Consider the following 21,980-nt stretch of genomic DNA (forward strand, 5'->3'; position numbering starts at 1 on the left):
ATGATTACCCCCGTCATACCGCTGAACCTGGTCCAAAAAGTTGCAACGGCAGAGCCACTGCTGCGCGCCGAGCACGTCACGCTCGAGTACGCCGGCGAGCGCGGCATCGTGCGGGCCACGGACGACGTCAGCTTCGACGTCCATCGCGGCGACCGCTTCGTGCTGCTGGGACCGTCCGGCTGCGGCAAGTCGACCTTGTTGAAAGCGATCGGCGGCTTCATCGCGCCGCGCGCCGGCAGCCTCAGCCTGTCCGGCAAGCCGATCACGGGGCCGGGACCGGACCGCATCGTCGTGTTCCAGGAGTTCGACCAGCTGCCGCCGTGGAAGACGGTGCGGCAGAACGTGATGTTCCCGATGCTGGCGGGTGGCGTAGCGCGGGGCGAGGCCGACCGGCGAGCTCGCCACTGGCTGGGCAAGGTCGGGCTGGCCCGCTTTGCCGATGCCTATCCGCACACCTTGTCCGGCGGCATGAAGGCGCGGGTGGCCATTGCCCGCGCGCTGGCGATGCAGCCGTCCGTGCTGTTGATGGACGAGCCGTTCGCCGCGCTTGATGCGTTGACCCGGCGCAGCATGCAGGAAGAATTGCAGGCGCTGTGGGACGAGATCGGCTTCACCATGCTGTTCGTGACCCACTCGATCGAGGAAGCGCTGGTGGTGGGCAACCGCATCCTGTTGCTGTCGCCCCATCCGGGCCGGGTGCGGGCCGAGCTCAATAGCCACCAGTTCAGCTTGCAAAGCGCCGGCAGCCAGGAATTCCAGGCTGCGACCCAGCGCATTCATGGCTTGCTGTTCGATGGCGATACCGCACCGGCTGTGCGCCAGGATGAAGACCGCATGGCGGAGGCGCACTGATGACGACCCTGCGCGAACCGCCGATCCGTCCAGAGTACGTTCTGCCATTGCGGCCGGCCGTGGCTGTCCCCGCCGCGGCATCGATCTCGCTGGAACGCTTTGGCTGGCTGAGAAAACCCGCGATCCTGCTGGCGCTTGCCGTCGTGTGGGAAGTGTTGGCGCGCTGGTTCGACAACGACCTGCTGCTGCCGGGGGCGCTGCAGACCGGCCGCGCCTTCGTGGACGGCATGCTGTCGGGCGAGCTGATCGGCTATGTATCGGTATCGCTGGCGATCCTGAGCCAGGGCTTCTTGCTGGGCGTATTCGGGTCTTTCCTGCTGACCTGGCTGGCGGTGTCGAACCGCTTCGGACGCGAGCTGATCGATACCCTGACCTCGATGTTCAATCCGCTGCCGGCGATCGCACTGCTCCCGCTGGCGCTGCTCTGGTTCGGGCTGGGCAAGGGCAGCCTGTTGATGGTGCTGGTGCACTCGGTGGTGTGGCCGCTGACCCTGAATGCGAGCGCGGGATTCCGCGCCGTGCCGGAGACCTTACGCATGGCAGGGCGAAACTATGGCCTCGGCGGATTGCGCATGGTGTTGCAGATCCTGATTCCGGCGGCGCTGCCTTCGATCCTGTCAGGCCTGAAAATCGGCTGGGCATTTGCCTGGCGTACCCTGATCGCGGCCGAGCTGGTGTTTGGCAGCACCTCGGGGCAGGGCGGGCTGGGGTGGTATATCTTCCAGAGCCGCAATGAGCTGTTCACCGATAAAGTGTTTGCGGGGTTGGCAACTGTTATCCTCATCGGGCTGGCGATCGAGCACTTCGTGTTCCAGGCATTGGAGCGCGTTACAGTGCGAAGGTGGGGCATGCAGCGGTGAACGCGTGGGCGGGTAACCCGCCCACCCCACGCAAAATTTGCGCACTTTTGGCTTTGTCGGCCAAATTTGTTGCACCACTTTTGGGAATGAAGCGATTTTTATCTTTCCTTCTTGACCAAAATGGTGCGGCGCGGTAAGGTGTCCCTCACGCTTTGCATCCCCAAGGCTTTTACGTCATCCGGATTCGGCACACAAGGCCCAGTCCGGTTGTGACACGCTTTCATTTGTAGGCAGTTTGCTCCGACCCGCGCCACAAGCGCGAGAGATGCGTAAGACCGCTACAAACACTCACGCTCAACGAGTTGCGCCCAGCGCCGGTGCGTAAGGATCCTACGGTGTCCGAAACATCGACGTGCACGCAGAAAGTAGTCAAGCCTGAGGGTTGTCGCGCAAAGACGCATATCGTTAGGAACGGGCATCCGATCAATCTCCCATTGGGTTTTGAAAGGAATGTACATGAGTAACGATTCAGCAGTCCCGATCACGGGCGCTGAGATAGTGGTCCGTTGTCTGGCAGAAGAGGGCGTCAAGCACGTCTTCGGTTACCCGGGCGGCGCGGTCCTCTATATCTACGACGCCATCTTCAACCAGGATAAATTCCAGCACGTCCTCGTTCGCCACGAACAGGCCGCGGTGCACGCCGCCGACGCCTATTCGCGCAGCTCGAACACCGTGGGCGTCGCCCTGGTCACCTCCGGCCCCGGCGTCACCAATGCCGTCACCGGCCTGTCCACCGCGTACATGGATTCGATCCCGATGGTCGTGATCTCGGGCCAGGTGCCGAGCCACGCGATCGGCCAGGATGCCTTCCAGGAATGCGATACCGTCGGCATCACCCGTCCTGTGGTGAAACACAACTTCCTGGTCAAGGACGTGCGCGAGCTGGCCTCGACCATCAAGAAGGCGTTCTTCATCGCCCGCACCGGCCGTCCCGGCCCCGTGCTGGTCGATATTCCGAAGGACATCACGGTCAATAAATGCCTGTTCGAGTACCCGCGCGAGATCGAAATGCGCTCGTACCGTCCGGTCGACAAGGGCCACGCCGGCCAGATCCGCAAGGCGGTCCAGCTGCTGCAGAACGCCGAGCGTCCGATGATCTATGCGGGCGGCGGCGTGATCCTGGCCAATGCCTCGGACGAGCTGAACCGCCTGGTCGAGAAAACCGGTTTCCCGATCACGAATACGCTGATGGGCCTGGGCGGATCGCGCTCTTCCGATCCGCACTTCGTCGGCATGCCGGGCATGCACGGCACCTATGAAGCGAACATGGCGATGCAGCACTGCGACGTCCTGATCGCCATCGGCTCCCGCTTCGACGACCGCGTGATCGGCAATCCCAAGCACTTCGCCTCGAATCCGCGCAAGATCATCCACATCGACATCGACCCTTCGTCGATCTCGAAGCGGGTGCGGGTCGACATCCCGATCGTCGGCAACGTCAAGGACGTGCTGGTCGAACTGCTGTCGCAGCTCGACGCCGGCAGCGTACAGACCAATACCAATGCGCTGCAGGGCTGGTGGAAACAGATCGCCGAATGGCGCGGCCGCGACTGCCTCAAGTATCCAAGCTCGGACATCGTCATCAAGCCGCAGGCCGTCATCGAGCAGCTGCACCGCGTGACCAATGGCGACGCCTTCATCACCTCGGACGTGGGTCAGCACCAGATGTGGGCCGCGCAGTACTATCAGTTCGACAAGCCGCGCCGCTGGATCAATTCCGGTGGCCTGGGAACGATGGGCGTCGGCCTGCCGTACGCGATGGGCGTGCAGATGGCCAATCCGGATGCGACGGTGGCTTGCGTCACCGGCGAAGGTTCGATCCAGATGTGCATCCAGGAGCTTGCCACCTGCAAGCAATACCATTTGACGCCGAAAATCATCCTGCTCAACAACCGTTTCCTGGGCATGGTGCGCCAGTGGCAGCAGATCGACTACGGTTCGCGCTATTCCGAGTCGTACATGGATTCGCTGCCCGATTTCGAGAAGCTGGCCGAGGCCTATGGCCACGTCGGCATGCGCATCGAGAAGCCGGGCGACGTCGAGGGTTCGCTGCGCGAAGCGTTCGCCATGAAGGACCGCCTGGTCTTCATGAACTTCATCACCGACCAGAGCGAGAACGTCTGGCCGATGGTCAAGGCGGGCCGCGGCCTGAACGAAATGCTGCTCGGCTCGGAGGACCTGTGATGCGCCACATTATCTCAGTCCTCCTGGAGAACGAAGCCGGTGCGCTGTCGCGCGTGGTCGGCCTGTTCTCGGCGCGCGGCTACAACATCGAAACGCTGACCGTGGCCCCGACCGAAGACGCGACCCTGTCGCGCATGACGATCGTCACCTCCGGTTCGGACGACATCATCGAGCAGATCACCAAGCACCTGAACCGCCTGATCGAGGTGGTGAAGGTGGTCGACCTGACCGAAGGCCAGCACATCGAGCGCGAGCTCATGCTGATCAAGGTGCGCGCGGTCGGCAAGGAGCGCGAAGAGATGAAGCGCACCGCCGACATCTTCCGCGGCCGCATCATCGATGTCACCGAAAAGACCTACACGATCGAGCTCACCGGCGCCAAGTCGAAGCTGGACGCCTTCATCGACTCGATCGACCGGGCTTCCATCCTCGAGACCGTCCGCACCGGCGGCTCGGGCATCGGGCGCGGCGAACGCATCCTCAAAGTCTGACAAGAAAAAACGCTGAACGAATCACGGACGTAGGGTTGGCGGCTTTGCCGCCGACGCGTAACGCCCGCATACCCATTACATAACGAATACAGGATATCCAAATGAAAGTTTTCTACGACAAAGACTGCGACCTCTCCCTCATCAAAGGCAAGAACGTCGCCATCATCGGCTACGGCTCGCAAGGCCACGCCCACGCCCAGAACCTGTCCGAATCGGGCGTCAACGTCACCGTCGGCCTGCGCCGCGGCGGCGCATCGTGGAACAAGGTCGAGCAGGCCGGCCTGAAGGTCGCCGAGGTCGACGAGGCAGTCAAGGCTGCCGACGTCATCATGATCCTGCTGCCGGACGAAAACATCGCCGAGGTCTACAACAAGAACGTCGCCCCGAACGCCAAGCAGGGCGCGGTGCTGGCTTTCGCCCACGGTTTCAACGTCCACTACGGCCAGGTCGTCCCACGCGCCGACCTCGACGTGATCATGGTTGCGCCGAAGGCCCCGGGCCACACCGTGCGCGGCACCTACACGCAAGGCGGCGGCGTGCCGCACCTGGTCGCCGTCTACCAGGACAAATCGGGCGCGGCGCGCGACATCGCGCTGTCGTACGCCATGGCCAACGGCGGCGGCCGCGCCGGCATCATCGAGACCAACTTCCGCGAAGAGACCGAGACCGACCTGTTCGGCGAGCAGGCCGTGCTGTGCGGCGGCGCCGTCGAGCTGATCAAGGCTGGCTTCGAGACCCTGACCGAAGCCGGCTACGCGCCCGAGATGGCGTATTTCGAGTGCCTGCACGAGCTGAAGCTGATCGTCGACCTGATCTACGAAGGCGGCATCGCCAATATGAACTACTCGATCTCGAACAACGCGGAATACGGTGAGTACGTGACCGGCCCGCGCATCGTGACCGAGCAGACCAAGGAAGCGATGCGCCAGTGCCTGAAGGACATCCAGACCGGCGAATACGCCAAGAGCTTCATCCTGGAAAACAAGGCCGGCGCCCCGACCCTGATCTCGCGCCGCCGCCTGACCGCCGAGCACCAGATCGAAGAAGTCGGCGCCAAGCTGCGCGGCATGATGCCGTGGATCGCCAAGAACAAGCTGGTGGATCAGTCGAAGAATTGATGTTTTTGTAGCAAAGCGAGGGTCAGGTCTGACATTCGGACACGGCCTCGACTGTAAGCGTTTCCATGGCTGGGGTCGTGTCTGAATATCAGACCTGACCCCGCTGTTATTTTGGCCGCGGCTGTTACAAATTCGACCGTAAACCTACTCATTTGCAACTGTCCATTACAAAATCACGATGGAATCATTGTGATTGGTATCGTATAAGTGCTGTCAGACATCTGTCGCAACTTATAGGAGAACAATAAATGGCTGTTTCTAAATCCCTCGTCGCCGCCGCCCTGGTCCTGGCCTTCAGCGCCGCCCAGGCGCAAACCCTGCCGTCGCCGGCCACCAGTGGCACCATGGTCGTGGTTCCCGCCTTTGGCGAGGTCAAGCACGCGAACGACCAGGCCACCGTCGTCTTCGCCGTCGAAGAGCACGACAAGGACAAGAAAGCCGCCGCCGACCGCGTCAATCGCAAGATGAAGGAGGGCACCGAGATCGTGCGCCGCGCCGATCCGAATGCCGAACTCAAGACCCAGGGCTATTACACCTACCCGGTCTACCCGGAAGTGCCGCCGCAGCCGGTCGGCCGCACCACGCAGCAGCCGGTCAAGCCGGTCCCGATCGCCTGGCGCGTCGGCCAGTACCTGGAAGTGAAGACCACTAACCTGGCCGCACTGCCGAAGACCGCGGCCGCCGCCCAGAAGGTACTGCAGATCAATGGCGTCAATTTCGGCCTGAGCCCTGAACTCCTGAAGCGCCTGGACGACCAGCGCATCGCTGCTACGTACCAGAACCTGAACGAGCGCATCGTCTCGATCGCGAAGGCCATGGGCCGCCAGCCGACCGACGCCGTGCTCGATACGGTCGACTTCGAAGGCTCGGGCAACTATGCAGGCGATGCAGCGGCGCCGCAGGCCATGATGATGCGCAGCGCCAAGCGCGAGATGGCCGACGAGATGTCGGAACCGAGCTTCGAGCCGGGCGAAACCACGCTGCAGATGCGCGTGGTGGGCAAGGTCAAGTTCAAGTAAATGATGGCTGTGTTCAAGTAAGCGCCAGGCAATCGCCAGTCGGGTTAGCGTAGTGTTTCGCTAACACGTGTCCCCACCTCTATAATGTGGGGGAACTGTCGCTCGGCGACTTACTTGAATACGATTCCTTATGCCAACCTTTCCACGAAGAAGAACACCAGGGACAACGCCAAAGGGTCCACGATTTTCCCGGCTGAAAAAGCGTTTCGGCCGCCGCGCGGAAGACCGCCAGGCCGGCGAGCGCGGCCGCGGCATCTACCTGCTCCCCAACGCCTTCACCACCGCGGCCCTGTTCTGCGGCTTCTACGCCATCGTCATGGCGATGAACCAGCGCTTCGAGCATGCCTGCTGGGCCGTGTTCATCGCCATGATCCTCGACGGCCTGGATGGACGCATTGCGCGCCTGACCAATACCCAGTCCGAATTCGGCGCGCAGTTCGACAGCCTGGCCGACATGGTCTCGTTCGGCGCCGCACCGGCGCTGGTGATCTATGAATGGTCGCTGCGCGGCCTTGGCAAGCTGGGCTGGATCGCGGCCTTCATCTACTGCGCCTGCGCGGCGCTGCGCCTGGCGCGCTTCAATACCAATATCCAGGTGGTGGACAAGCGCTTCTTCCAGGGCTTGCCGAGCCCGGCCGCCGCGGCGCTGGTGATCGGTTTCATCATGATGATGATCGACCCCGACATCAGCGTCAGCGCGCGCAAGGTGGACTGGGTGTCGTGGTGCATCGCCGTGTTCGCCGGCCTGACCATGGTGTCGAATGTGCCGTTCTACAGTTTTAAGGACATCAATTTCAGGAAGTCGGTGCCGTTCATCGCGGTGTTCCTGATCGCGCTGGTGCTGGCGCTGCTGGCGATCGATCCGCCCAAGGTGCTGTGGCCGATCTTCGTGGTGTATGGGCTGTCGGGCTATGCCGTGTATGTCTGGCAGAAGGCGAAGGGCAAGCCGGTCAGCATCATTCCGCTCGACGACGAGCCGGACGACGTGCGCCGCTGAATTCCCGTGCGTAGCCGCCGTTTGCTGTCGACGAAGACGCTCGCCGCCGCGATGGCGGTGCTGGCCGTCCTGGTCCTGGCCGGCGCGCTGAGCGCCTGTTCGCCGCTCACCCTGGTCAACGCGGTGTCGCCGGGCGGGACGGCGCGCTCGGTCGCGACGGCTGCCTTCGGTCCCGACCAGCGTCACGTGCTGTCCATCTACCGGCCCGAGTCTGGTGCAGGCAAGGCGCCGGTGATCGTCTTCTTTTACGGCGGCAATTGGGTCAGTGGAGAGCGCGACGATTATGCCTTCGTCGGCCGTTCGCTGGCCAAGCGCGGATTCGTGGTGGTGATTCCCGACTATCGCCTGTATCCGAAGGCCAGCTATCCCGACTTCCTGCACGATGGCGCGCGCGCCGTCGTCTGGACCGAGCGCCGGATCGCGGCCTATGGCGGCGATCCGAAACGCCTGTTCGTCATGGGGCATAGCGCGGGCGCCTACAACGCGGCGATGCTGGCGCTCGACCCACGCTGGCTGCGCGAACAGGGAAGTAGTCCCAACATCCTGCGCGGCTGGATCGGCATGGCGGGTCCGTATAACTTCTTGCCCGTCGAGAACGAGACCACGCGACCGGTTTTCCATTATCCCGATACGCCGGCCGACTCGCAGCCGGTCGCTCACGTCACCGCCGGGGCGCCCCCGGCGTTGCTGATCGCCGCCCGCAACGACACGACGGTGAACCCGGAACGCAATACCGGCGTGCTGGCGGCCAGGATGCGCAACGCCGGCGTTCCCGTGCGCGAGGAATACTACGACAACGTCAACCACGCCACCCTGGTGGCCACGCTCTCGTCCACGCTGAGCCGCCTGGCGCCGAGCCTGGACGCGATCGAGGATTTCGTGCGCAGCGATGGCGGTCGACACACCTCTCCGGCCGCTCCGGCAAAGTAGCGCCTAGAAACCGAAGCGGTCGCGCGGTTCGTACATCGGATCGGGCGCATTCATCATCTGGCGCACGACGCCTTGCTCGTCGAAGTGGACGTGCATCAGCGAATTCCAGACGCCAGCCTCCTTGTAGCGATAAGACCAGACTTCATAATTCTTCATGGCGACATGCGATCGCTCGGCGGGCCGGCCGACGGTGCGCAATACCTGCTCCCTGGTCGCGCCATCGATTTTAATCGTGGCAAATTTCTCGCTCGTGAGCACCTGCTCGTATGAGAGCAGGCGGCCATCCGGGCCGAGGTGCGCCATCCAGGTATATTGGCCCATGGGGCCGGTGGCGTATTCGAGCGTACGAGATGCGCCGTCGGCATACACTGCCGTTGGTATCCCCATCTTGGCCTGGATCACATCCTGCGTGTCGCCGGGGTTCGGCGGCGTGCGCATGGCGCATGCGGTCAGCAGCAAGGTGGCGATGAATATTGTTCGTTTGATCATTGTGTTCTCATCGTCGCGGCACTCACCAGATGCCGCGATCCTGTGGGTTGTACATGGGGTCCGACCCATTCATCATCTGGCGCACCACGCCTTGCCCGTCAAAATGGACGTGCATCAACGAGTTCCACACGCCGGCTTCCTTGTAGCGATATGACCATACCTCATAGTCGTGCATGGCGACGCGCGAGCGCTCGGCCGGATGGCCGAAGGTGCGCAGCATGTCGTCCTTGGTCGCATGGTCGATTTTAACTGTGGCAAATTTCTCACTTGTGAGAACTTGCTCGTAAGAGGTCAGGCGGCCATCCGGGCCCAGGTGCGCCATCCAGGTGTACTGGCCCATCGGGCCGGTGGAGTACTCGAGGGTGCGCTGCGCGCCGTCGGTGTAGACCGCGGTGGGCGTGCCCATCTTGGACTGGACGACGTCCTGCGAGTCGCCGGGATCCGGCGCCTGACGGATGGCGCAGCTGGCCAGCAGCAGGACGGTAGCCAGTGTTGTAAATTTGCTTATCTTGTTCATGATCGTCACCCCCGTGTCGAGCTTGCCAGCCAGGAGGCGCCCTGTCCAATCGCGGAAGGGGGATAGCAAACACTGGTTCGCGCCGGCGTTTTGCACTATACTGGCGGGTCTGTCCAATCCGGACAGCTATTTGATAAATCACGGTGCCTGGGGTTCCGACTCTTGCACCGCATGTGAAAGGTAACATCATGTCGGTTGAAAACATCAACAAAGCCGCAATCATCGCGGACAACGCACGTGGCCAGAACGACACCGGTTCGCCGGAAGTCCAGGTCGCACTGCTGACCGCACGCATCAACGAACTGAACGGCCACTTCAAGGCACACCAGAAGGATCACCACTCGCGTCGTGGCCTGATCATGATGGTCAACCGCCGTAAGAGCCTGCTGGCTTACCTGAAGAACAAGGACCTGAATCGTTATCGCGACCTGATCGCCAAGCTGGGCCTGCGTAAGTAATCGCAAGTTCTTGCTTCAGACGGTTTAGTCAAAAATGCCTGCGCCAGTTGTCTGACGCGGGCATTTTTCGTTTTGGCCGTCTTGTTGTTTGTTGCAAGGCCACTTCTCGGTGGCCCGTGGTGAGAGGTGAACGACAGCTCCTGAAAATCTGTCGGTAAAATGAAAGGGATTACCCAATGTTTAATAAAGTTACGAAAACCTTCCAGTACGGTCAACACACGGTCACCCTGGAGACGGGTGAAATCGCGCGCCAGGCAAGCGGCGCCGTCGTCGTGTCGGTCGAAGATACCGTCATCCTCGCCACCGTGGTGGCCAAGAAGGACGCCAAGCCGGGCCAGGACTTCTTCCCGCTGACCGTCGACTACATGGAGAAAACGTACGCTGCGGGTAAGATCCCTGGCGGTTTCTTCAAGCGTGAAGGCCGTCCTTCCGAAAAAGAAACGCTGACCTCGCGCCTGATCGACCGTCCGATCCGTCCGCTGTTCCCGGAAGGCTACCTGAACGAAGTCCAGGTCATCATCCACGTGCTGTCGGTCAACCCTGAAATCGATCCGGACATCCCATCGATGATCGGCGCCTCGGCTGCCCTGTGCATCGCCGGCATCCCGTTCGCCGGTCCGATCGGCGCCGCGCGCGTCGGCTACGCGAATGGCCAGTACATCCTGAACCCGACCACCACCGAGCTGAAAACCTCGCAGATGGACCTGGTCGTGGCCGGCACCGAAACCGCCGTCCTGATGGTGGAATCGGAAGCCCAGCAACTGTCCGAAGAAGTCATGCTCGGCGCGGTCGTGTTCGGCCACGAGCAGATGAAGGCCGTGATCGACGCGATCCACGACCTGGTCGCCGAAGGCGGCAAGCCGGAAGTCGAATGGGCGCCGGCGCCAAAGAACGAAGTGCTGATCGCCCGCGTCGGTGAACTGGCCGGCGCCAAGATCCGCGACGCCTATCAAACCCGCGAAAAGTCGGCCCGCCAGCAGAAGCTGAAGTCGCTGTCGTCGGAAGTGATGGCCGACCTGGCCGCCGCCGGCGTCGACGCCGATGCCGCCGATGTCGGCAACATCCTGTTCGACATGGAAGCCAAGGTCGTGCGTTCGCAGATCCTGGACGGCGAGCCACGCATCGACGGCCGCGACACCCGCACCGTGCGTCCGATCTCGATCCGCTCGAGCGTCCTGCCGCGCACCCACGGCTCGGCCCTGTTCACCCGCGGCGAGACCCAGGCGCTGGTGGTCGCCACCCTCGGCACCGCCCGCGACAGCCAGAAGATCGACGCGCTGATGGGCGAGTACACCGATGACTTCATGATGCACTACAACATGCCTCCGTTCGCCACCGGCGAAACCGGTCGCGTGGGCACCCCGAAGCGCCGCGAAGTCGGCCACGGCCGCCTGGCCAAGCGCGCGCTGGTCGCCGCACTGCCCAACCCTGAAGACTTCAGCTACTCGGTGCGCCTGGTGTCGGAAATCACCGAATCGAACGGTTCGTCGTCGATGGCGTCGGTCTGCGGCGGCTGCCTGGCGCTGATGGACGCCGGCGTGCCGATGAAGGCCCACGTGGCCGGCATCGCCATGGGCCTGATCAAGGAAGGCGGCAAGTTCGCAGTCCTGACCGACATCCTGGGCGACGAAGACCACCTGGGCGACATGGACTTCAAGGTGGCCGGCACCGCGCAGGGCATCACCGCGCTGCAGATGGACATCAAGATCCAGGGCATTACCAAGGAAATCATGCAGGTCGCGCTGGCGCAAGCCAAGGACGGCCGCCAGCACATCCTGGCCGAGATGCAGAAGGCCATGCCGACCGTGAAGACCGAGCTGTCGGACTTCGCACCGCGCCTGATCACCATCCGCATCAACCCTGAGAAGATCCGTGACGTGATCGGCAAGGGCGGCGCCGTCATCCGCGCGCTGACCGAAGAGACCGGCACCCAGATCGACATCACCGACGAAGGCATCGTGACCATCGCGTCGGTCGACGCCGCCGCCGGCCAGGAAGCCAAGCGCCGCATCGAAGAGCTGACCGCATCGGTCGAAGTGGGCAAGACCTACGACGGCACCGTGCTCAAGCTGCTGGACTTCGGCGCGATCGTGCAAGTCATGCCTGGTAAAGACGGCCTGCTGCACATCTCGCAGATCGCCAACGAGCGCGTTAACGCGGTGGCCGACTACCTGAAAGAAGGCCAGCAAGTGCGCGTGAAGGTCTTGGAGACCGACGAGCGCGGTCGTCTGAAGCTGTCGATGAAGGCGGCCGATCCGGTCGAAGGCGCAGCGCAGTAATAAGCTGAAAGCAGCAGAGCGGTTCGCCGCTGAATGAGAAAACCGCCAGTGCGTGAGCCTGGCGGTTTTTTTATTCGGCCTTCGTTATGTATGTTTTCGCACGGAATGGTTCGATTCCCAGTTCTATGCTTGGCTCGTGGCGTGAATAAATACACCCACAGGACCGCGGACACCGGCGTCGCGATGCAATGGGCGCCGCTGTCGACAAGGATGACAGCAGTACCAGTCACGTCCTGCGGCCGGACCTGACCGGCATGGGCACCACACGAATCATGACGACCCCTACACAGACGTCGAACGAAGGAATCGCTGGCGACATTCCAGGGTCAACGAAGAAGCGACGCAGCGGCGCGACCTTGTCGGTGGCTGCGTGGAAGCAGTTTGTCAGCGTCGCCAAGCCTTACTGGCTGGGCGACGAGAAGGGCAGGGCGTGGCTGTTGCTCGCGCTCCTGATCGTGCTGATGCTGGTGGAAACGAAGCTCGCGGTCATGCTCAACGACCAGGCCGGGGAAATGACCTCGGCGCTGGCGGGCCGGGATCGCGATCGCTTCTGGACCTCGGTCCAGGCCTGCCTGGTCGTCCTGGCCTTCGCCGTGCCGATCTATGCCTTCTACTACTACATGCGCGACCTGTTCGCGAACCAGTGGCGGCGCTGGCTTACCCGCCGTTGCCTCGACGGCTACCTCGGCGGACGCAAATACTACGAGCTCGGCTCGAACCGCGAAATCGACAATCCGGACCAGCGCATCAGCGAGGATGTGAACACCTTCACCGGACGCTCCATCCACTTCATGCTGATCTTCCTGGGCTCGCTGATGCAGCTGGTCGCCTTCAGCGCCGTCCTGTGGTCGATCTCGCAGGTGCTGGTGGGCGTGCTGGTTGCCTACGCATTGGTGGGGACGATGGTCGCGCTGTACGTGTTCGGTAATCCGCTGATTCACCTGAATTTCTGGCAGCTGCGGCGCGAGGCCGATTTCCGGTTCAGCCTGATACGCGTGCGCGAGAACGCCGAGTCGATTGCCTTCTATGGCGGCGAGGCGCAGGAGCGCGCGCGCATCGACGGCAAGTTCAACAAGGTCATCCATAATTTCTCGCGCCTGATCAAGAAGCAGCGCGCGCTCAACCTGTTCCAGCGCACCTTCAGCCAGCTCACGCTGGTACTGCCCTTTGTCATCCTGGCCGACGCCGTGCTGTCGGGCCAGCTGGAGGTGGGACGTGCGGTGCAGGCCGCCGGCGCCTTCACCGCGGTGCTGACGGCGGTGGGCGTCATCGTCGACAATTTCGAAAGCCTGAGCCGCTTCGTGGCGGGCATCGGGCGCCTGGAGACACTGTCGAGCCATGTGCTGCCGGCGCCGCAATCGGCGAGCGAACCGGCATGTGATCCGTCATCGCGTATTCAACGGGCGCCGTGCTCGCACCTCAAGATCGAGTCGCTGACGCTGTGCCCGCCGCAATCCGAACGGGTCCTGATCAAGGACCTGACGCTGGCGGTGCAACCCGGCGATGCCTTGCTGATCACCGGCGACAGTGGATGCGGAAAAAGCTCGCTGCTGCGCGCGATCGCCGGCCTGTGGCACCAGGGCAGCGGCACGATCCACCATCCGCCGCGCGAGGACTGCTTCTTCTTGCCGCAGCAGCCGTACATGCAGCCAGGTAGCCTGCGCAGCCAGCTCATCTATCCCAGCGACCGGACCGACTTGAGCGACGAGCGGCTGCTCTCCATCCTGGAGCAGGTGCATCTGCCTTACCTGGCCAGTCGCGTCGGTGGCCTGGACGCCGTGCTGGATTGGGAAAAACTGCTGTCGATCGGCGAGCAGCAGCGGCTGGCCTTCGGCCGCGTGCTGGTCCACGAGCCGCGCATCGTCATCCTCGACGAAGCCACCAGCGCGCTCGACAGCGCCAATGAATCGTCGCTGTACAAGCGCCTGCGCGATAAGGGGACGACGCTGGTCAGCATCGCCCACCGCGCCGGCGTGCTGCGTCACCATACCCATGTGCTCTGGCTGACCGGGGAAGGCTGCTGGGAGATGCACGCCGCGGCGGATTACCAGTTCGGCGCGATGGCGCCGCAGGCCGCCGCATGGCAGCCGCGCGAGACCGCGCTGGCAGGTTAGCGTCGGCCGCGTCCCCGTCCATGGAGACCTGGATCACCCGCCCGCCACCTTGCGCGCGCAGGGGGGGGCAGGGCGGCGGGAATCAGCCCGATCGATCCGAGCGGATTGGTGTCGAGCTGGCGCTTCACTTGCGCGTCGGTCGACTCCTCGTCCGCGCCCAACAGGCCTTAGGCCGCATTGCCGACGACGACGACGACGATGCGACTCGGTTCCGCGAAGGCGCGCGGAATCACGCGACGGAAGGCCGCCATCGCGGGCCCCGGCATCGCCCATGGCCTGGACACGACCGTGCGCGATCATTTGCAGGAGGGTCGTCTGGTGCCTTTGCTAGAGGACTGGTGCCAGCCGTCGTCAGAGCTGGCGCTGTACTACCCGGGGCATCGCCACGTGCCGGCGGCGCTGCGCGCTTTCGTCAAGGTGCTGCAAGAGGTGTACGCAACGGCGTGAGTTCCGGACCGATTCCCTTACGCGATATACGGGAATCGCAGCGAGCGATACGAATGTACTTGACCCTGTAGCGGCTACAGGGTATTTAATAGCTGGTAGAAAAAATTGGCCGACCGGCCCTGCGCTATCTGACCTCCCTGACGCGATGCGACGCCTGCTCCTGATACTCTTGCTGCTCATGATGCCGCTCCAGGCCGCCTGGGCCGCCGGCGCTCCGTATTGCAGTCATGACGAACAGACCATGCATCCGGGTCACCACGTCCACAAGCATCCGCCATCGAGTAACCAGGATGACGGCGCCCCGGGAGAGCATTGCGACGATTGCGACGCCTGCCACCACCTGTCGGCCAGCGCCGTGCTTTCCGCGCAACCGAATCTCCCATTGCCCAAGGGCGCCCCGCATATGCGCGGCGAGTTGCGGCGCTACGTCTCCCACGTCCCCGACCTGATTCCTCCGCCAGACCGGCCGCGCCGCGCCTGAGGCGGCGGGGACCTTCACAACGCCGCATAAATGCGGCAATGCCATGTGCGGCAACGCCATCGCACCCGCCGGACATCCACCCGTTCGGAGCATCATCATGAAACATCGTTTGACACCGCTGCTGGCGGCGCTCGCGCTCGCCTGCGCGTGCCTGCCTGTGGCGGCATGGTCGCAACCATCAACACCATTGACCCTGGAAGCGGCCATCGACCTGGCGCTGCGCGCCAATCCGACCCTGCGCGCGGCCGGCAGCGAAGTGGCGGCGCAAGAGGGCGCGCTGACACAGGCCGGAGCACTCCCCAATCCCGAGCTCGAGCTGCTGCGCGAAGGCGAGGGCGGTGACAGCCGCACCACGACCGCCACCCTGAATATTCCCATCGAACTGGGCGGCAAGCGCGCCGCACGGGTCGAGGCGGCGCGCCAGGAAGGCAGGCTCGCCGCCATCGCACTGGAAGCGGAGCGGGACAAGGTCCGCGCCGATACCGCCGCCGCCTTCCACGACGTCGTCGCGGCCTTGGCGCGCGAGCGGATGGCCCAGGAACTCGTGGCGCTCGCCGGCCGCGCGCTGGGCGCCGCCGGCAAGCGGGTCGAGGCCGGGACCTTGTCTCCGGTCGAGCAGACTCGCGCCCGCGTGGCCCAGGGCAGCGCCCGGATCGAGGCGCTGCAGGCGGGGCGCGACCTGGAAGCTGCGCGCATCCGCCTGGCCGCCCTGTGGGCCGGGGATGTACGCCAGCTGAGCATCGTCGCGCCGCGGACCGCCGAGCTGCCCCTGGCGCCGTCGCTGGACAAGCTCCTGGCGCAGCTCGACCAATCGCCGGCGATGCGCCATGCGCGCACCGAGGTGGGTCATCGCGAGGCGCTGGCCCGGCTCGAACGCGCGCGCCGTACGCCCGACGTCAACGTGATCGTCGGCGCCCAGCGCGAAGGGCCGGACACCCGCAACCGCGCCGTACTGGGCCTGTCGGTGCCGCTGCCGCTGTTCAACCGCAACGACGGCGCCGTGCTCGATGCGCTGCGCCGGGTCGACAAGGCGCGCAGTGAGGCAGATGCGGCAGGAGCGCGCCTGCGCGCCGAACTGGCCCAGGCGCATGCGCGGCTGACGGCGGCGCTGGCCGAATGCGCGCTGATCGCCGACGATGTGCTGCCCGGCGCCGAAGACGCCCAGCGCGCCGCCAACCGCGGCTTCGAGCTGGGCAAATTCGGGCTGATCGACGTGCTCGACGCCCAGCGCGTGCTGGCCCAATCGAAGAACCAATACCTGAACGCCGTCGCGGAGAGTCATCGCGCGGCGGCCGATATCGCACGGCTGCTGGGACACGCAGCCGTCCAGGAGAATCCATGAACAAGCAGCAAAGCAAGGTCATCGCCATCATGCTGGCGATCGCCATCCTGATCGCCGCCATCGTGATGGTGCGCGACCGCGCCCCAGCCGGCGCCGAGGAACACGGTCATCAAGAGGAACAGGAGCACGCGGACGAACATGGCGAAGAGGGCCACGCGGACGACGGCGTGATCCGCTTCACCGACGGGCAGGTCGGCGTGGCCGGCATCACGATCGCCACGGCCGGCCCGGTCCACCTGGACACCTTCATCCGCATGCCGGGCCAGATCGCGCTCAACGAAGACCGCACCGCCCACGTGACGCCGCGCGCCGCCGGGGCGGTCAGCGAAGTGAACGCCACTCTCGGCGAGAAGGTGAGCAAGGATCAGGTCCTGGCCAGCGTCGCCAGCGCCGAAGTAGCAGGCCAGCGCGGCGCGCTGGCGGCGGCCGAGCGCCGGCTGGACTACGCGCGCAAGATCCACGCATCCGAGAAAATGCTGTGGGAAGAGCAGATATCGCCCCGCCAGGACTTGCTGCGCGCCGAGCAGGAATTGAACGAGGCCCGGATCGCCGTGCAGAGCGCGCGCCAGCAGTTGCAGGCGCTTGGCGCCGTTGACGCCGGTTCGTCCAACCTCCTGAAAATCCGGGCGCCGTTCGACGGCGTGATCGTCGAAAAGCACATCACGATGGGCGAAGTCGTCGGCGCCGATACCCGCGTGTTCACGCTCACCGACCTGTCGACCGTGTGGGCCGATGTGGTGGTGCCGGCGCGCGACCTGGACATCGTCCGGGTCGGCACCGATGCCGTCATCCGCTCGATCGCATCGAACACGACGGCGCCGGGCAAGGTGTCCTACGTCAGCTCGCTGGTGGGCGAGGAATCGCGCTCGGCCAAGGCGCGGGTGGTGCTCGATAACCCGGGCGCGGCCTGGCGTCCGGGGCTGGCGGTGAACATCGACATCGTCACCGGCTCGAGCGACGTGCCGGTGGCGGTGGCGCGTGAGGCGATCCAGACTGCGGATGGGCGGCAAGTCGTCTACAAGCGGGTCAAGGAGGGATTCGTCGCACAGCCGGTGGCCACCGGCCGCTCGGACGGGCGCTTCATCGAGGTCACGGCCGGCTTGAACGCGGGCGACGCCTACGCGGCCGCCGGCAGCTTCGCGGTCAAGGCGGAGCAGGGCAAGGCGGAGGGCAGCCATGAGCATTAAGCCATCGACCGAGGCGTCTACCGAACCCTCGACCCTGTTCGACCGCCTGATCGCGACCGCCATCGCGCGCCGCTGGCTGGTGATGCTGGCCGTGCTGGCGATGGCCGGCATCGGCGTCTACAACTATGGCCGCCTGCCGATCGACGCGGTGCCGGACGTGACCAATGTCCAGGTGCAGATCAATACCGCGGCGCCGGGCTACTCTCCGCTCGAGACCGAGCAGCGCATCACCTATCCGGTCGAGGCGGTGCTGTCGGGCCTGCCGCACCTGGAGCATTTCCGCTCCCTGTCGCGCTACGGCCTGTCGCAGGTGACGGTGGTGTTCGAGGAGGGCACCGACATCCACTTCGCGCGCCAGCTGGTCAGCCAGCGCCTGCAGGACGCGCGCGAGGGGCTGCCCGCCGGCGTGATCCCGACCCTGGGCCCGATCGCGACCGGCCTGTCCGAGATCTACCAGTGGACGGTGGAGACGGAGCCGGGCGCGAAGAAGCCGGATGGCACGCCTTACACGCCGCTAGAGCTGCGCGAGATCCAGGACTGGATCATCAAGCCGCAACTGCGCACCGTGCCGGGCGTCACCGAGATCAATTCGATCGGCGGCTTCGACAAGGAATACCTGGTGGCGCCGAACACGGCCACCTTGTCGTCCTATGGCCTGGAACTGGCCGACATCGTGAACGCGCTGGAGCGCAACAACAGCAACGTCGGCGCCGGCTACATCGAGCGCGAAGGCGAGCAGTACCTGGTGCGCGCGCCTGGCCAGGCCGCGTCGATCGACGACATCGGCAATATCGTCGTCACCAGCATCCGCGGCATCCCGGTGCGGGTGCGCGACGTGGCCGAGGTGACGATCGGGCAGGAGCTGCGCACCGGCGCCGCCACCGAGAACGGCGTGGAGGTGGTGCTCGGCACCGTGGTGATGCTGATCGGCGAGAACAGCCGCGCGGTGTCGAAGGCGGTCGACGCGCGCATGCTCGAGATCAATCGCAGCCTGCCCAAGGGCGTCAAGGCCGTCACGGTCTATGACCGGACGGTGCTGGTCGAGCGGGCCATCGCGACGGTGCGCAAGAACCTGGTCGAGGGCGCGATCCTGGTGGTGGCGGTGCTGTTCTTCTTCCTCGGGAACCTGCGCGCCGCGCTGCTCACCGCCATGGTGATTCCCTTGTCGATGCTGTTTACCTTCAGCGGCATGGTGGCTAACCAGGTCAGCGCCAACCTGCTCAGCCTGGGGGCGCTCGACTTCGGCATCATCGTCGACGGCGCCGTGGTGATCGTCGAGAACTGCGTGCGGCGCCTGGCCGCCGCCCAGCATCGGCTGGGGCGCATCCTCACGCGTGAGGAGCGCTTTGCCGAGGTGTTCGAGGCGGCGCGCGAGGCGCGCCGGCCGCTGATCTATGGCCAGCTGATCATCATGATCGTCTACCTGCCGATCTTCGCCCTGACCGGCATCGAGGGCAAGATGTTCCACCCGATGGCCTTCACCGTGGTGTTCGCGCTGCTGGGGGCGATGATCCTGTCGGTGACCTTCGTGCCGGCCGCCGTGGCGCTGTTCATCGGCCGCTCGGTCGAAGAAAAAGAAAGCCGGGTGATGGGCGCGGCGCGCCGGTGGTATGCGCCGGCGCTCGACTATGCGCTGGCCAACCGCGCCGTGATGCTGGTCTTCGCGGCTGTGGTGATCGTGCTTGCCGCCCTGATGGCCACGCGCCTGGGCACGGAATTCGCGCCGAATCTCGACGAGGGCGACATGGCGGTGTTGACGATGCGCGTGCCCTGTACGAGCTTGTCGCAGTCAGTGAAAATGCAGCAGCAGATCGAGACCACCCTGATGCGTGAGTTCCCCGAGATCGCGCGCGTGTTCGCCCGCATCGGCACTGCCGAGATCGCGTCCGACCCGATGCCGCCCAGCGTGGCGGACAGCTACATCATCTTCAAGCCCGCGAAGGAGTGGCCCAAGCCGAAGCGTACCCGCGCGCAGGTCGAAGCCGCGATCCGCACGACGCTCGAAGGTATCCCCGGCAATAACTACGAATTCAGCCAGCCGATCCAGCTGCGCGTCAACGAATTGATCTCGGGCGTGCGCAGCGACGTCGCCGTCAAATTGTTCGGCGACGACCTGGGCGTACTGGAAACGAGCGCGAATGACATCGCCGCCGCCTTGCGCCGCGTCCCGGGCGCCAGCGAGGTGCAGGTGGAGCAGACCAGCGGGCTGCCGATGCTGCAGATCCGCGTGGATCGCGAGCGCGCCGCGCGCATGGGCCTGAACATCGGCGACGTGCAGGAAATGATCGCCACCGCCACCGCCGGCCGCGCCGCCGGCACCCTGTTCGAGGGCGACCGCCGCTTCGACATCGTGGTGCGCCTGCCGGAAGCGGTGCGCGGCGACATCGACGCGCTGCGCCGGCTGCCGGTGGCGCTGCCGGGCAGCATGGAGGGCACGCGCAGCTTCATCGCCCTGGGCGAGATCGCCAGCTTCGAGGTGGCGCCAGGCCCCAACCAGCTCAGTCGCGAGCAGGGCAAGCGCCGGGTGGTGGTCAGCGCCAATGTGCGCGGGCGCGACATCGGTTCCTTCGTCGCCGAGGCCGAGGAGCGCATCGCGCAGGAGGTGCGCATCGCGCCCGGCTACTGGATCGCCTGGGGCGGCCAGTTCGAGCACCTCACCCAGGCGGCCGAGCGCCTGCGCCTGATCGTGCCGGCCTCGCTGCTGCTGGTCTTCGTCCTGCTCTACCTGGTGTTCAACAACGTGCGCGACGGCCTGCTGGTGTTCACCGGCATCCCGTTCGCCCTGGCCGGCGGCGTGGCGGCCCTGTGGGCGCGCGGCATCCCGCTGTCGATCTCGGCGGCGGTCGGCTTCATCGCCCTGTCCGGGGTGGCGGTGCTCAACGGCCTGGTGCTGATCTCCTTCATCCGCAGCCTGCGCCAGGACGGCATGGCGCTGCCGGAGGCAGTGCGCCAGGGCGCGCTGGCGCGCCTGCGGCCGGTATTGATGACGGCGCTGGTCGCCTCGCTCGGCTTCGTGCCGATGGCGCTGGCGGTCGGCACCGGGGCCGAGGTCCAGCGGCCGCTGGCGACGGTGGTGATCGGCGGGGTGCTGTCGTCGACCGTCCTGACCCTGCTTTTGTTGCCGGCGTTGTATGAATGGGCGCACCGGGAGCGACTTGCGCACGCCTCGATGTCGTCGGTGCGTGCGCTTTTTTCATCACGACAGTAAAAATATCCGGTAGACAACCGTGCGCCACATATTGCTGTAAATGAAAATGGTATAGTTGGACGTTTAACAGAAATTTGTCCGTGCCGGCGGCCGCCAGCGGCCCAAGGCGCGGCGCCAATCACCATTTCAAGGGATAAGACAGATGAGCATGAAGGATTACGCGGATCGCATCAGCCAGACAATCCTGGACCAGGAGGCCGCGATCGGCGCCGAATGGTTCTCCCAGCTCGAAGCGCTTAGCGTGCGCAGCAACGCCGCAGCGCGCGAACAACTGCGCTCGCACTGCAACCAGTTCCTGAAAGCCTTCGCCGCCGCCACCCGCAGCGGCGAACTCGAAAACATCGAACACCGTTCGTGGGACGAGGTGCGCGACCTGCTGAGCGAGATCTCGTCGACCCGCGCCAAGTCGGGCTCGACCCCGAGCGAGACCGCCATCTTCGTGTTCTCGCTCAAGCAGCCGCTGTTCGCGCGCCTGCAGGCGACGTTCGCCGGCGACGCCGAAGGCCTTGCCGCGGCATCGTGGGTCGTCAATACCCTGCTCGACAAGCTGGGCCTGTACACCATCGAGGTGTTCCAGAAGACCAAGGACCAGATCATCGTGCGCCAGCAGCAGGAGCTGCTGGAACTGTCCACGCCGGTGGTCAAGCTGTGGAACGGCATCCTGGCGCTGCCGCTGATCGGCACCCTGGACTCGGCGCGCACCCAGGTGGTGATGGAAAACATCCTGCAGAAGATCGTCGACACCGGCGCCATGATCGCCATCATCGACATCACCGGCGTGCCGACCGTCGACACCCTGGTGGCCCAGCACCTGATGAAGACCATCGCCGCCGCGCGGCTGATGGGCGCCGACTGCATCATCAGCGGCATCCGCCCGCAGATCGCGCAGACCATCGTGCACCTGGGCGTGAACCTGGAAGACGTGATCACCAAGGCCACCCTGGCCGACGCCTTCCTGGTGGCGCTCGAGCGCACCGGCGCCTCGATCACCATCAAGCACGCCTGAG

Annotated in this window: 19 protein-coding genes; 17 read left to right on the forward strand and 2 right to left on the reverse strand. The window is 64.7% G+C overall.

The features are described 5' to 3' along the window. The 8 genes from J3U95_RS05875 to J3U95_RS05910 all read left to right on the forward strand — a co-directional run bounded on the left by J3U95_RS05875 (position 1) and on the right by J3U95_RS05910 (position 8,451). Positions 1-852, forward strand: a complete 852-nt coding sequence (locus J3U95_RS05875; protein WP_208277716.1) for an ABC transporter ATP-binding protein — start codon at positions 1-3, stop codon at positions 850-852. Next, the gene (locus tag J3U95_RS05880) at positions 852-1,712 is read left to right on the forward strand and encodes an ABC transporter permease (protein ID WP_208277717.1); all 861 of its coding nucleotides are present in this window, start codon (positions 852-854) and stop codon (positions 1,710-1,712) included. The genes J3U95_RS05875 and J3U95_RS05880 overlap by 1 nt, the downstream gene beginning before the upstream one ends. Positions 1,713-2,168: 456 nt before the next feature. Further along, positions 2,169-3,896, forward strand: coding sequence for an acetolactate synthase 3 catalytic subunit (locus J3U95_RS05885; protein WP_208277718.1), 1,728 nt, complete (start codon positions 2,169-2,171; stop codon positions 3,894-3,896). Continuing rightward, positions 3,896-4,387: an acetolactate synthase small subunit gene (ilvN, locus tag J3U95_RS05890; protein ID WP_005666354.1), complete on the forward strand. Its 492-nt coding sequence runs from the start codon at positions 3,896-3,898 to the stop codon at positions 4,385-4,387. The genes J3U95_RS05885 and ilvN overlap by 1 nt, the downstream gene beginning before the upstream one ends. Positions 4,388-4,488: 101 nt before the next feature. Next, complete coding sequence (ilvC, locus tag J3U95_RS05895) at positions 4,489-5,505, forward strand: ketol-acid reductoisomerase (RefSeq protein ID WP_109347036.1); 1,017 nt, start codon at positions 4,489-4,491, stop codon at positions 5,503-5,505. Positions 5,506-5,753: 248 nt separating this feature from the next. After that, a complete protein-coding gene (locus tag J3U95_RS05900) occupies positions 5,754-6,524 on the forward strand; it encodes an SIMPL domain-containing protein (protein WP_208277719.1) in 771 nt (256 codons plus the stop codon). A gap of 130 nt (positions 6,525-6,654) precedes the next feature. Continuing rightward, on the forward strand, positions 6,655-7,521 hold the full coding sequence (gene pssA, locus J3U95_RS05905; protein WP_208277720.1) for a CDP-diacylglycerol--serine O-phosphatidyltransferase: 867 nt from the start codon (positions 6,655-6,657) through the stop codon (positions 7,519-7,521). Further along, a complete protein-coding gene (locus J3U95_RS05910; RefSeq protein WP_370662046.1) occupies positions 7,522-8,451 on the forward strand; it encodes an alpha/beta hydrolase in 930 nt (309 codons plus the stop codon). It abuts the gene before it with no gap. 3 nt (positions 8,452-8,454) lie between these two features. On the opposite strand, the gene bamE is transcribed toward J3U95_RS05910, so the two are convergent. Both bamE and J3U95_RS05920 read right to left on the reverse strand, forming a co-directional pair. Beyond that, entirely contained in the window at positions 8,455-8,940 is a 486-nt protein-coding gene (gene bamE / locus J3U95_RS05915; RefSeq protein WP_208277721.1) for an outer membrane protein assembly factor BamE domain-containing protein, read from the reverse strand. 22 nt (positions 8,941-8,962) lie between these two features. After that, positions 8,963-9,457, reverse strand: coding sequence for a hypothetical protein (locus tag J3U95_RS05920; protein WP_208277722.1), 495 nt, complete (start codon positions 9,455-9,457; stop codon positions 8,963-8,965). Between the two features lie 188 nt (positions 9,458-9,645). Here J3U95_RS05920 and rpsO point away from each other — a divergent pair, with 188 nt between their 5' ends. The 9 genes from rpsO to J3U95_RS05965 all read left to right on the forward strand — a co-directional run bounded on the left by rpsO (position 9,646) and on the right by J3U95_RS05965 (position 21,979). Further along, positions 9,646-9,915 carry a 30S ribosomal protein S15 gene (rpsO, locus tag J3U95_RS05925; protein ID WP_005666365.1) on the forward strand — a complete coding sequence of 90 codons (270 nt, stop codon included), beginning with the start codon at positions 9,646-9,648 and terminating at the stop codon, positions 9,913-9,915. A 176-nt stretch (positions 9,916-10,091) separates the two neighbouring features. Next, the gene (pnp, locus tag J3U95_RS05930; protein ID WP_208277723.1) at positions 10,092-12,194 is read left to right on the forward strand and encodes a polyribonucleotide nucleotidyltransferase; all 2,103 of its coding nucleotides are present in this window, start codon (positions 10,092-10,094) and stop codon (positions 12,192-12,194) included. Positions 12,195-12,466: 272 nt separating this feature from the next. Then, positions 12,467-14,308, forward strand: coding sequence for an ABC transporter ATP-binding protein/permease (locus J3U95_RS05935; protein ID WP_208277724.1), 1,842 nt, complete (start codon positions 12,467-12,469; stop codon positions 14,306-14,308). A 198-nt stretch (positions 14,309-14,506) separates the two neighbouring features. After that, positions 14,507-14,755, forward strand: a complete 249-nt coding sequence (locus J3U95_RS05940) for a LysR substrate-binding domain-containing protein (protein WP_229519670.1) — start codon at positions 14,507-14,509, stop codon at positions 14,753-14,755. Between the two features lie 145 nt (positions 14,756-14,900). Beyond that, on the forward strand, positions 14,901-15,236 hold the full coding sequence (locus J3U95_RS05945; RefSeq protein WP_208277725.1) for a DUF2946 family protein: 336 nt from the start codon (positions 14,901-14,903) through the stop codon (positions 15,234-15,236). A 97-nt stretch (positions 15,237-15,333) separates the two neighbouring features. Beyond that, on the forward strand, positions 15,334-16,578 hold the full coding sequence (locus J3U95_RS05950; RefSeq protein WP_208277726.1) for a TolC family protein: 1,245 nt from the start codon (positions 15,334-15,336) through the stop codon (positions 16,576-16,578). Then, positions 16,575-17,765 carry an efflux RND transporter periplasmic adaptor subunit gene (locus tag J3U95_RS05955; protein WP_208277727.1) on the forward strand — a complete coding sequence of 397 codons (1,191 nt, stop codon included), beginning with the start codon at positions 16,575-16,577 and terminating at the stop codon, positions 17,763-17,765. The genes J3U95_RS05950 and J3U95_RS05955 overlap by 4 nt, the downstream gene beginning before the upstream one ends. A 34-nt stretch (positions 17,766-17,799) precedes the next feature. Continuing rightward, positions 17,800-20,973 carry an efflux RND transporter permease subunit gene (locus J3U95_RS05960; RefSeq protein WP_208277961.1) on the forward strand — a complete coding sequence of 1,058 codons (3,174 nt, stop codon included), beginning with the start codon at positions 17,800-17,802 and terminating at the stop codon, positions 20,971-20,973. Positions 20,974-21,115: 142 nt separating this feature from the next. Beyond that, complete coding sequence (locus tag J3U95_RS05965; RefSeq protein WP_208277728.1) at positions 21,116-21,979, forward strand: STAS domain-containing protein; 864 nt, start codon at positions 21,116-21,118, stop codon at positions 21,977-21,979. Position 21,980: the final 1 nt, after the last annotated feature.

This window comes from Massilia oculi (assembly GCF_017582745.1).
Taxonomy (GTDB): domain Bacteria; phylum Pseudomonadota; class Gammaproteobacteria; order Burkholderiales; family Burkholderiaceae_D; genus Telluria; species Telluria oculi_A.

Bases quoted from the DNA above. Each gene is read 5' to 3' on its own strand.
- ilvN (WP_005666354.1), top strand. From the start codon at position 3,896: ATGCGCCACATTATCTCAGTCCTCCTGGAGAACGAAGCCGGTGCGCTG.
- J3U95_RS05965 (WP_208277728.1), top strand. From the start codon at position 21,116: ATGAGCATGAAGGATTACGCGGATCGCATCAGCCAGACAATCCTGGAC.
- J3U95_RS05920 (WP_208277722.1), bottom strand. From the start codon at position 9,457: ATGAACAAGATAAGCAAATTTACAACACTGGCTACCGTCCTGCTGCTG.
- J3U95_RS05950 (WP_208277726.1), top strand. From the start codon at position 15,334: ATGAAACATCGTTTGACACCGCTGCTGGCGGCGCTCGCGCTCGCCTGC.
- J3U95_RS05880 (WP_208277717.1), top strand. From the start codon at position 852: ATGACGACCCTGCGCGAACCGCCGATCCGTCCAGAGTACGTTCTGCCA.
- J3U95_RS05935 (WP_208277724.1), top strand. From the start codon at position 12,467: ATGACGACCCCTACACAGACGTCGAACGAAGGAATCGCTGGCGACATT.
- J3U95_RS05945 (WP_208277725.1), top strand. From the start codon at position 14,901: ATGCGACGCCTGCTCCTGATACTCTTGCTGCTCATGATGCCGCTCCAG.
- pssA (WP_208277720.1), top strand. From the start codon at position 6,655: ATGCCAACCTTTCCACGAAGAAGAACACCAGGGACAACGCCAAAGGGT.
- J3U95_RS05875 (WP_208277716.1), top strand. From the start codon at position 1: ATGATTACCCCCGTCATACCGCTGAACCTGGTCCAAAAAGTTGCAACG.
- J3U95_RS05955 (WP_208277727.1), top strand. From the start codon at position 16,575: ATGAACAAGCAGCAAAGCAAGGTCATCGCCATCATGCTGGCGATCGCC.
- pnp (WP_208277723.1), top strand. From the start codon at position 10,092: ATGTTTAATAAAGTTACGAAAACCTTCCAGTACGGTCAACACACGGTC.
- rpsO (WP_005666365.1), top strand. From the start codon at position 9,646: ATGTCGGTTGAAAACATCAACAAAGCCGCAATCATCGCGGACAACGCA.
- J3U95_RS05940 (WP_229519670.1), top strand. From the start codon at position 14,507: ATGCGACTCGGTTCCGCGAAGGCGCGCGGAATCACGCGACGGAAGGCC.
- bamE (WP_208277721.1), bottom strand. From the start codon at position 8,940: ATGATCAAACGAACAATATTCATCGCCACCTTGCTGCTGACCGCATGC.
- J3U95_RS05900 (WP_208277719.1), top strand. From the start codon at position 5,754: ATGGCTGTTTCTAAATCCCTCGTCGCCGCCGCCCTGGTCCTGGCCTTC.
- ilvC (WP_109347036.1), top strand. From the start codon at position 4,489: ATGAAAGTTTTCTACGACAAAGACTGCGACCTCTCCCTCATCAAAGGC.
- J3U95_RS05885 (WP_208277718.1), top strand. From the start codon at position 2,169: ATGAGTAACGATTCAGCAGTCCCGATCACGGGCGCTGAGATAGTGGTC.